The sequence below is a fragment of the Nocardioides sp. cx-169 genome (genome assembly GCF_021083605.1).
Classification (GTDB): Bacteria; Actinomycetota; Actinomycetes; order Propionibacteriales; family Nocardioidaceae; genus Nocardioides.
Genome location: NZ_JAJNRO010000003.1, coordinates 241316 through 250514, shown reverse-complemented (window position 1 = coordinate 250514; position 9199 = coordinate 241316). Strand labels below are relative to the sequence as shown.

Annotated in this window: 7 protein-coding genes; 6 read left to right on the top strand and 1 reads right to left on the bottom strand. The window is 73.1% G+C overall.

What is annotated here, in order from left to right:
• Nucleotides 1-229 precede the first annotated feature (229 nt).
• From LRP67_RS05715 to LRP67_RS05690, 6 genes are read left to right on the top strand one after another with little or no spacing between them, the layout of a single operon-like run.
• Entirely contained in the window at nucleotides 230-1105 is an 876-nt protein-coding gene (locus LRP67_RS05715; protein ID WP_231269216.1) for a hypothetical protein, read from the top strand.
• Nucleotides 1102-2520, top strand: a complete 1419-nt coding sequence (locus LRP67_RS05710; RefSeq protein WP_231269215.1) for an aldehyde dehydrogenase family protein — start codon at nucleotides 1102-1104, stop codon at nucleotides 2518-2520. Before LRP67_RS05715 ends, LRP67_RS05710 begins: the two co-directional genes overlap by 4 nt.
• Nucleotides 2517-3731, top strand: a complete 1215-nt coding sequence (locus LRP67_RS05705) for an aspartate aminotransferase family protein (protein WP_231269214.1) — start codon at nucleotides 2517-2519, stop codon at nucleotides 3729-3731. Before LRP67_RS05710 ends, LRP67_RS05705 begins: the two co-directional genes overlap by 4 nt.
• Nucleotides 3728-5149: an amidohydrolase family protein gene (locus LRP67_RS05700; protein WP_231269213.1), complete on the top strand. Its 1422-nt coding sequence runs from the start codon at nucleotides 3728-3730 to the stop codon at nucleotides 5147-5149. Before LRP67_RS05705 ends, LRP67_RS05700 begins: the two co-directional genes overlap by 4 nt.
• Nucleotides 5146-6747, top strand: coding sequence for an NAD(P)/FAD-dependent oxidoreductase (locus tag LRP67_RS05695; RefSeq protein WP_231269212.1), 1602 nt, complete (start codon nucleotides 5146-5148; stop codon nucleotides 6745-6747). The genes LRP67_RS05700 and LRP67_RS05695 overlap by 4 nt, the downstream gene beginning before the upstream one ends.
• Nucleotides 6744-7700 (top strand): acetylserotonin O-methyltransferase, encoded by a 957-nt coding sequence (locus tag LRP67_RS05690; protein WP_231269211.1) that lies wholly within the window; start codon nucleotides 6744-6746, stop codon nucleotides 7698-7700. The genes LRP67_RS05695 and LRP67_RS05690 overlap by 4 nt, the downstream gene beginning before the upstream one ends.
• Before the next feature lie 38 nt (nucleotides 7701-7738).
• Here LRP67_RS05690 and LRP67_RS05685 read toward each other — a convergent pair whose 3' ends face one another.
• Entirely contained in the window at nucleotides 7739-8857 is a 1119-nt protein-coding gene (locus LRP67_RS05685) for a hypothetical protein (RefSeq protein WP_231269210.1), read from the bottom strand.
• Nucleotides 8858-9199: the final 342 nt, after the last annotated feature.

Here is a 9199-nt window from a genome sequence, read left to right as displayed (position 1 = left end):
TACACCCCCACCTCCCCGGGGGCGGGGTGCCCCCCGCCCCCCCCCCCGCCCCCCCCCCCCCCCCCCCGCGCCCCCCCCCCCCCCCCGGGGCTCCGCCCCTCACACCACCCCCCTGACCGCCTCCCTGGCCGCGCTGCTCCCCGAGGCCCGCCTGGCCGGCTCGCGTCGCAAGATCCGCGCACCGTTCGAGCTCGACCCGACCCTGTGCCTCTACTCGCCGCAGACCAACGTGGACGCCCTGGACCACCCCCGGGTCGCATCGTGGCTGCGCTACGTCCAGGAGGAGTGGACGCCGAGCGCCGTCCCGGGCACGCACTCGCGGATCGCTCTGCTGCTGCCCTGCACCAAGATGAAGCCCTACTTCACCAGCCGCGAGCATCGGGGAGTCAACGCCGCCCTCCTGGGCGCCGGGTGGCGCCCGAGCAGCGCGTACGACGGCCCGGCCGAGCTCGCCTCCGCGCTCGCCCCCGACGAGTCACCCGACCTGCTGGCCAACGCGCCGCTGGTGCGTGACGGGGTCGTGCTCGACCGGTTCGTGATCTCCGAGCCGCTGGCGCTGATCCCCTATGAGCACACGATGTACCTCCCCGACGCCCTCGGCGGGGGCCCTTCGCCGGCCACCTCGTACGACGACCCGGGGCTCTTCGAGGGACGCGGCACCTCCGTGTCACCCGAGCACCCGACCTTCAGCGCGGTGCCGCGCGGTGACGGCGCCTTCGCGTGGGGCCCGGCCGAGCGGGCGGCGTACGCCGCAATGCACCAGGCGATGGTCGAGGCTCTCACCACGACCCTGACCCGACTGGCGCCGTCGTACGACGCGGTCCTCGCGTGGGTCTCCCCCGGGCTCACCCACCGCAGCTTCCTGCTCGGCGTGCTCGACGCGGCACCCACGGGCGAGCTGCAGAGCCTCGAGGTGCTGCCTACGCCGGCGCAGAAGACGCTGGCCCGGGAGCGACTGGCGGAGCGGCTCGCGAGCGAGGGCCGGCCGGCGGGCGCCGCCTCGGTGCGCTCGATCTTCGCCCGCGGCGACGGCCACGACACGCCTCTCGGCCTGCCCGAGCTGGCCGCCACCCTCGTCACGCGCCTGGACGAGCTGACCCGGTGACCACGACGATCCGGGCGCCCGGGACCGGACAGGTCCTCGGCGACATCACCGCGCTGCCGCTAGAGGGCGTAGCGGGCATCGTCGGCGCGGCTCGCGCGGCCGCGGGCGACTGGGCGGGGGCGGCGCCGCACCAGCGCGCCGAGCCGCTGGTCGCGGCGGCCGACGAGCTGGCCCTGCGCGTCGACGAGCTGGCCGGCCAGCACGCCCGCGAGTCGGGCAAGGTGCTCGCCCAGGCACACCACGAGGTCCTCGGCGCGATCGCCCTGCTGCGCCGCAACGCCGAGCTCGGCCGCACCGCGGCCGGTGAGCTGGCAGCGACCGGCGGCCTCCCTGGCGGCGAGCGCGACATCACCATGGTCGAGCGGGTGCCGCTCGGCGTCGTGGTCGCGGTGATCCCCTTCAACTTCCCGGTCGAGCTGACCATGGAGAAGGCGGCGGCCGCACTGGCGGCCGGCAATGTCGCGATCGTCAAGCTCCCCCCGCAGAACCCCCTCACGACCGCCGCCGTGCTCGACGTGCTGGAGCGCCAACTCCCGGCCGGGGTCCTCCAGCGGGTGTACGCCGACACCGAGACCTCCGCGGCGCTCTGCGCCGCACCCGGGGTGGACGCGGTGTCCCTGACCGGGTCCGTCGGCGCCGGGGTGGCGGTGGCCCGAGCGACCGCGGGCGTCCTGCGCCCCCTGCACCTCGAGCTCGGCGGCAACGGCGCCGCGATCGTGCGGGCCGACGCCGACCTCGACCACGTCGTCGACGAGTGCCTGCGGGGCCGGCTGCTCATGAACGGCCAGGCCTGCGCGGCCACCAAGCGCGTCGTCGCCCACCGCAGCGTCGCGGCCGACCTGACCGAGCGCCTGGTCGCCGCGCTGACCGACGTGGACCCCACCGACCCGCTCTCGCCGGGAGCCCGCTTGGGGCCGCTCATCGACGCGGGCGCGGCCGCACGGGTGGAGGAGCAGGTGCAGCGCGCGATCGCCGACGGCGCCACGCGTGCGCTCGGCGCTCCCCCGGACGGCGCCTGGTTCGCTCCGACCGTCCTCGCCGACGTGCCCGCCGAGGCGGCGGTGCTCCACGACGACGAGATCTTCGGGCCGGTGCTGCCCGTCACGGCGTACGACGACGACGACGAGGCGCTCGCGCTGGCCAACGCCACCCGCCTGCGGCTGACCGCCGCCGTCTTCTCCGCCGACCTGCCGACCGCGCTGGCCATGGCGGGGCGGCTCGACTTCGGCGGCGTCGTCGTCAACGGCACCAACAACTACCGCCCTCCGATCGTGCCGTTCGGAGGAGTCGACCTCGCAGGCGCCGGGCGCGAGGGCCTCGGCTGGACCTTCCAGGAGCTCACCCGCACCCGCTTCATCGCGCTTCGCGGTGTCCGCCCCGCCGGCATCGTCCCGATCCCGAAGGGAGCATCATGACCATCACCACCAGCGAGGACTACCGCGACCGCTTCGTGGAGCGGCTCTCGCAGAACATGCCGGGGCGCAAGGACTTTCAGGTGGCGTCGGCGTCCGGGTGCACCCTCACCGACGACGAGGGCCGCACCTACCTCGACATGACCTCGGGGATCGGCGTCGCCAACGTCGGCCACTGCCATCCGCGCGTCGTCGCCGCGGTGCAGGAGCAGGTGGCGCGCTACGCGCACGTCAACGTCTACGGGCGGTTCGTGGTGCCCGAGCAGGTCGAGATGGTCGACCGCCTGGTCGCCGCCGCAGGTCCCGGCTTCGACATGGCCTACCTGCTCTCGACCGGCGCCGAGGCCAACGAGTGCGCCCTCAAGCTCGCCCGCAAGGTGACCGGCCGCCCGAAGTTCGTCGCCATGGAGCGGGCCTATCACGGGCGCAGCTTCGGCGCACTGTCGGTGTCGTGGCGCGAGGAGTGGCGCACGCCGTTCGAGCCGCTGCTGCCGGAGGTCGAGTTCGTGCCCTTTGACGACCTCGCGGCCGCGGCCGCCGCGATCGACGACCGGACGGCCGCCGTGATCGTCGAGCCGATCCAGGGGGAGGGAGGCATCCGGGTGCCGTCCGACGGCTTCCTGCCCGGGCTGCGCTCGCTCTGCGACGACGCGGGGGCACTGCTGATCGCAGATGAGGTGCAGGGCGGGATGGGTCGCTCCGGGCGGTGGTTCGCCCACCAGCACTGGGACGTGCGGCCCGACATCGTCACCTGCGCGAAGGCGACCGGTGGCGGGCTTCCGCTCGCCGCGGTGCTCGCGCGGGCCGAGCTGTTCGCCACGTTCGTCGACCCGCCGCTCTCGCACCTCACGACGATGGGCGGCAACCCGGTCGCCTGCGCGGCCGGCATCGCGGCCTACGACGTCATCGTCGACGAGGGGCTGCTCGACAACGCGACCGAGGTCGGCGCCTACCTGCGCGACGAGCTGAGCACGATGATGACCGACTTCCCCGGCCTGCTCGTCGACGTGCGCGGCAAGGGGCTCTGGTGCGCGCTGGAGGTCTCGGTCGACGCCAACCCGCTCGTCACCCGGATGCAGGAGCTGGGCGTGCTCACGGGGTCGGTGCTCAACCAGTCCGGGACGGTTCGGATCATGCCGCCGCTGGTGATCACGCGGTCCGAGGTCGACGTCTTCCTCGAGGCGCTGCGCACCACGTTGGGGGAGATCGCATGACCGCCTTCCTGGTGCGTGGGCGTCACGTCCTCACGATGGCCGGGCTCGCCCCGCTCGGCGAGCGCGAGCGGACCCCCGGCGCCCACCTCGAGGGCGTCGTCGGCGACGGCGCCGTGCTCGTGTGCGACGGCGAGATCGTCGAGGTCGCGGCGTACGACGCCTTGAGGGCCGCGCACCCCGACGTGCCCGTGCACGGTGACGGCACCGGGCTGGTCCTGCCGGGCCTGATCTCCACCCACACCCACCTCTCGGAGGCGCTCGGGACCGGCATGGGCTCCGAGCTTTCGCTCTTCGAGTGGGGCGAGGAGATCGTCGGGCCCCTGGGCCTCGTGCTCACCCGCGAGGACGCCGCCGAGGGCACCGCGCTGCGCGCCGTCGAGATGCTGCTCTCGGGCGTCACGACCGTCAACGACATGTTCTGCCATGGCCACGTGGGGTCGCGCGCCTCCCTCGGGGTCGTCGACGGGCTCGCGCGGGCCGGCATGCGCGGCGTGGTCTCCTACGGAGCCGAGGACCTGCCGCTGGGCGCCCTGGTCGACCTGGAGCCCACCGAGATCATCGACGACATCCTCGCCGAGCAGGTCGACCTCGCGGCGCACGTCGCGACCGCGCCGCTGATCGGCTTCCGCTACGGCGTCGGCACGATGCTCGGCCAGAGCGACGACCTGCTCACGGCCGGCGTCGAGCTCTGCCGAGAGCACGGCTGGGCGGTGCACACCCACCTCGCCGAGGTGCGCGAGGAGATCACCGCGAGCCGCGCCCGCTGGGGACACCGCACCGTCGACCACGCGCTGAGGATCGGGCTCTTCGAGCGGCCGCTGATCGCCGGGCACGGGGTCTGGCTGACCGAGTCCGACATCGCGACGTTCGCCCGGCACGACGTGGCGATCGCGCACAACCCGGTCGCCAACATGATCCTGGCCTCCGGGGTCTGCCCGGTGCCGCGGCTGCGCGCCGCCGGCGTCGTGGTCGGCATCGGCACCGACGGAGCCGCCTCCAACGACAGCCAGGACATGCTCCAGGCGGTCAAGGCCGCCGCGCTGCTGCAGAAGCTGCACCATCACGACGCCCTGGTCATCGACGCGCTGGACGTGCTCACCATGGCCACGATCGACGGCGCCCGCGCCCTCGGCATCGACCACCTGGTCGGCTCCCTCGAGCCCGGCAAGCGCGCCGACGTCGTCCTCCTCCAGGACACCGTGGACGTCTCGGTGCTCCACGACCCCGTGTCTCAGCTGGTCTACGGCGCGTCGCCGCGCTCGGTGCGCGACGTGTGGGTCGACGGCGCGCAGGTCGTCTCGGACCACCGCTGCGCGAGCGTCGACGAGACGGCGCAGATCGTGCGCTGCCGGCCGCTGATGGAGCGCATCGCGCGCGCGTCCGGCCTCGCTGCCACCGGCCACTCGGTGCTGGCATGAGCCGGTCGGTCATCGTCGTCGGTGGCGGTCACAACGGGCTCGTCGCCGCCGTACGGCTGGCGCGCGCGGGCTGCCGGGTCACCGTCCTCGAGCAGGGCGTCGAGCCCGGCGGCTGCGTCTGGACCGAGACCCATCGCTCGGGCGTCGTCGTCGAGCGGGGGGCGTGGGAGCATGCCGGCGTGCTCGCCGTCGCCCGCGAGCTCGAGCTCGACGTCGACTACGTCGAGCACCCGGTCGCCGCCGGCTTCCACTTCGCCGACGGTACGCAGCGGGTCTTCCACACCGACCTGGAGCACACCGTGCGCGAGCTCGGCGCCGACGGGCCGGCGTACCGTCGCCTGGTCGAGCTCGCCGACACGCTCTTCGGGCTGCTCGGCACCTTCGCCACCCCACCCACCCCGACCCAGGTCGCGGCCGCTCTCGCGACGGTGCCGAGTGGCGACGCCCTCTTCCGCACGATGGTGCAGTCGGCGGAGACGGTGATCGAGGCGACCCTGACCGACCCCTTCGCCCGCGCCGCACTGGCCCTCCAGGCCTCGCACGCCCAGGTGCCCGCGTGGGCGCCGGGCACCGGTCTCTTCGCGTTCCTGCTGCCGCTGGCCCACGGCGGCCCGTCGGTGCGCCCGGTCGGCGGCTCCCGAGCGCTGGTCGACGGCCTGGTCGCCGCGCTCGAGGCGGCCGGCGGGGAGGTACGCACGTCCGCCCCGGTCGTAAGGCTCTCGACGCACCGGCGCCGCGGCGCGGCCTTCGGCGGCGGTCTCGACGAGTCCGGCGGCGGCGGTGGCGGGGAGGTCGAGCTCGCCGACGGCACCGTGCTCGCCGCCGACGTCGTCGTCTCGACGCTCGGGCTGCCCCGCACCGGGTCGCTGCTGACGGATCCGGCACCGGCGCTGAGGGCGGCGACGAACGACCTGCACAGCGGCCACTTCAACGTCTCCGAGCTCACCGTCACGGTCGTCTCCTCGGCGCCGGTCCCACTCCCGTGGCACGACACGGACGCGATCTGGTACGCCGTCGCCGAGCCGGGCGACGTACGTCGCGGCTTCGGCGAGATCCTCGCCGGCCAGCTGCCCACCTCGCCGTGGTCCATGGTCGGCCGGGGCCGGCAGCCGGCCGGGGTGACCGGTGCCGCCACCTGGCTGAGCTCGGTCGTCCCCCTCGACGCCGCCGACGGCCCGTGGACGGCCGAGCGGGAGCGGCTCGCCGGCGAGCGGCTGGTCGACCACGTCTCCTCGGTGCTCGGCGTCGACCTGCGCGCCGGACTGGTCGACCTGGTCGTCTCGGGACCGGCGACCTGGGCCGGTCGGGTCGGCGGAGACGGCAGTCCCAACCATCTCGACAACACCCTCGACCAGCTGCTCGGCTGGCGCGTGCCCGGCCACGCGGACCTGCGCACGGAGCTGCCCTGGCTCTACCTCGCCGGCGCCGGCTCACACCCCGGGGGCGGGCTGTCGGGCGCCTCCGGCTCGGCGGTCGCGACCACCGTGCTGTCCGGTGCCGCGACGCCGCCGCCTCGGGTCGAGCGGCTGCGCGCCGAGGTGCGCGGGCTGGTCCGCGGCTTCCAGGCCTACCGCTCGATGAGAAAGGGCATCCGATGAGCGACGTGTTCAAGGTGATCGACCTCGTCACGGGCTACCAGCCCGCTGCCGCGCTCGTCGCGGCCGGGCGGCTGGGCGTCTATGACTGCCTCGCCGACGGGCCCCTGTCCCCGGCGGCGGTCTCCGACGCCATCTCCACCGACGCCGGCGCCACGCGCGCTCTCCTCGATGCGCTGGTCGGGGTCGAGCTGCTGACGACCGACGGTTCCCGCTACGCCCTCACCTCCGCGGCCCGCCGGCTCGCCTCCGACGGCGATCTGCGTCTGGTCGCGGAGAAGGAGGCGTACTTCGCGCGGGTGTGGCTCTCGCTGGAGGACTCCGTGCGCACCGGAGTCCCGCAGCTCGCGCCCTGGGCGACCCGGCTCGCCACGGACCCCGAGCAGGCCCGGTCCTTCCTCGAGGCGCTCGTCGTGCTCGCCGAGACCACCGGCCCCGACCTCACGAGCGTCATCCCCACCGGCTCCCGCGTCGCCGACCTCGGCGGCGGCCTCGGTGCGTACGCCGCCCCCCTCGCCGCCGCGGGGCACACCGTCACCCTCGTGGACCTCCCCCCGGTCGCCGCCTGGGCGGCGTCGGTGCTGCCCGCCTCGGTCTCGGTCAGCCCCGTCGACCTGCTCTCACCCCACGCGGCCTCGACGGTCGGCACCGCGTCGTACGACGTCGCGCTGCTCTCGCACCTGCTCCACGACCTCACCGACGACGACTGTGCCACCGTCCTTCGCGTCGCCCACGAGATCCTCGCCCCCGGCGGCCGGGTCGTCGTCTTCGAGCTCCCCGGCGACCCGCCTGGCGCCTTCGGCCCCCTCTTCGACCTGATGATGCACGTCGAGACCCCGGGCCGCGCCCGCCGGCTCGCGGAGCTGGTCGCGCTGGTCGAGCAGGCGGGATTCAGCAACGTGCACGTCTCCGCGAAGCACCCGCTGCCGCACGGCGTCGTAGTCGGGACAGGCTGACAGGCCTTCTGCCCACTATGACGTGGGTGGGAATCTGTTCAGCTCAGACGACGGTTCGCTTCGTAGAGGTAGTAGAACTCGCTTGCCTTCGGCCCGAGCTGCCCCTCTCGCCTGGCCCTGACGGCTTCCAGTGCAACCGTCGCCGCTCCCCCGGCAGCGCTGGCGATGAGCCCGGTGGCTAGGGCGTCAAGTGCTGTAGAACTCGCGACCGCGAAGTACGTGCCTGCTGTCCATCCGCCGAAATCGCGGATGTTCTGAACGTCCAGCGACCGGGCAATCTCCCGCACCAAGCCGTGGTCGGCCATCTCATCTTCCAGCCCGAGCAGGGCAGGCTTCACCGTCTCGATCCAAAGTTGCTCGACCTCAAAATCGAGGTTCTCCCCAAGGACCTGCGGCATGTCCTTGGAGAACCGAGCGACCGCGCCCCGATAACGGGCCAGTGGCAGCGCCAATTCCTTCCGCATGTCCAGCAGTTCGTCCATCTTGGCGGTGGGAAATGCCGGCAGACGCTCGGTGAAGCCCGCGCCGAGAGCTGCTTGCGCCGCGAGACGCAAGCCCTGTGGGTTAGCCGGGATCATCCCCTCTACCAGCATGGATTGGATCAGGCCCCCTGCCTGGCGATCGAAGAGAAGCCGGGTCTTCTTGTCGGTGAGTCGAGCGACGAGGGCGTCGATCCAGTTCCACATCTGGACGTCGGTGCTGTCGGTCGGGTCCAGGTCGGTCGGTCGAAGCGTCGAGGAGGGCGACGCGCCGAGTTCGGCAACTTTGATCGCACCACCCCGGATCGCCGTCACCAGTTCGGTAGCGCCCTGCTCGTCCAGAAGGTTTGCGAGGTCCTGCTGTGTTCGGCGCCCCTGCTCGGCAGCCATCTCCTGCAACTCCCGCAATTGATCAGCCCCTTCGACACCCAGCGCCTCAAGGGATTCCGGCGACACGGACAGGGCCGCCTCAAGCGTCTGCCGCCAGTCGGGCGGCAGCGTATTCTCGGACCCGCCGTGAGTCGCGAGGTAGTTGATGGTGTCGTCGTCAAGCGAGGCGAGCAGGCCGTAACCACCCAACTCCCCCGCGTCAATCACTTGGCGGAGTTCCTCGAACATCGACATGCCGAGGCTCACCATCTCGACCTCGTCGGCGTACAGCAGCGCCGCCTTGGCCAACTCGGTGTCCTGGTCGAGCGCCCGACGTTCCCCCCTGTGCTCTGCGGCGTAGTAGCGATCGCGACCTTGATCGGCGACTCGCTCAGAGTCTCCTTTGTGCGCTTGCGCGCTCGGCGCGGCTCGCGGCGCTTGCGGTCTTTCCCCATGCGCTCCAGTCTGACCGGCACTACCGACGGCTGGCGGGATGCGGACCCTTGGGTGAGTCCCATGTAGCCCAGGTCGCCGCGTCTGCGTCTGGAGCGGGCATGGCTCCCGTCGGACGACGAGCGCCGGTTGAGCCGCGCGAATGCTCAGTCAGCGAGCCGCCCGAGGTCCTCCAGTAGAGTCGAACCGAACTGAGTC

Excerpts from the sequence above, each read along its gene's own strand:
- LRP67_RS05700 (WP_231269213.1), top strand. The coding sequence starts at position 3,728 with ATGACCGCCTTCCTGGTGCGTGGGCGTCACGTCCTCACGATGGCCGGG.
- LRP67_RS05705 (WP_231269214.1), top strand. The coding sequence starts at position 2,517 with ATGACCATCACCACCAGCGAGGACTACCGCGACCGCTTCGTGGAGCGG.
- LRP67_RS05695 (WP_231269212.1), top strand. The coding sequence starts at position 5,146 with ATGAGCCGGTCGGTCATCGTCGTCGGTGGCGGTCACAACGGGCTCGTC.
- LRP67_RS05690 (WP_231269211.1), top strand. The coding sequence starts at position 6,744 with ATGAGCGACGTGTTCAAGGTGATCGACCTCGTCACGGGCTACCAGCCC.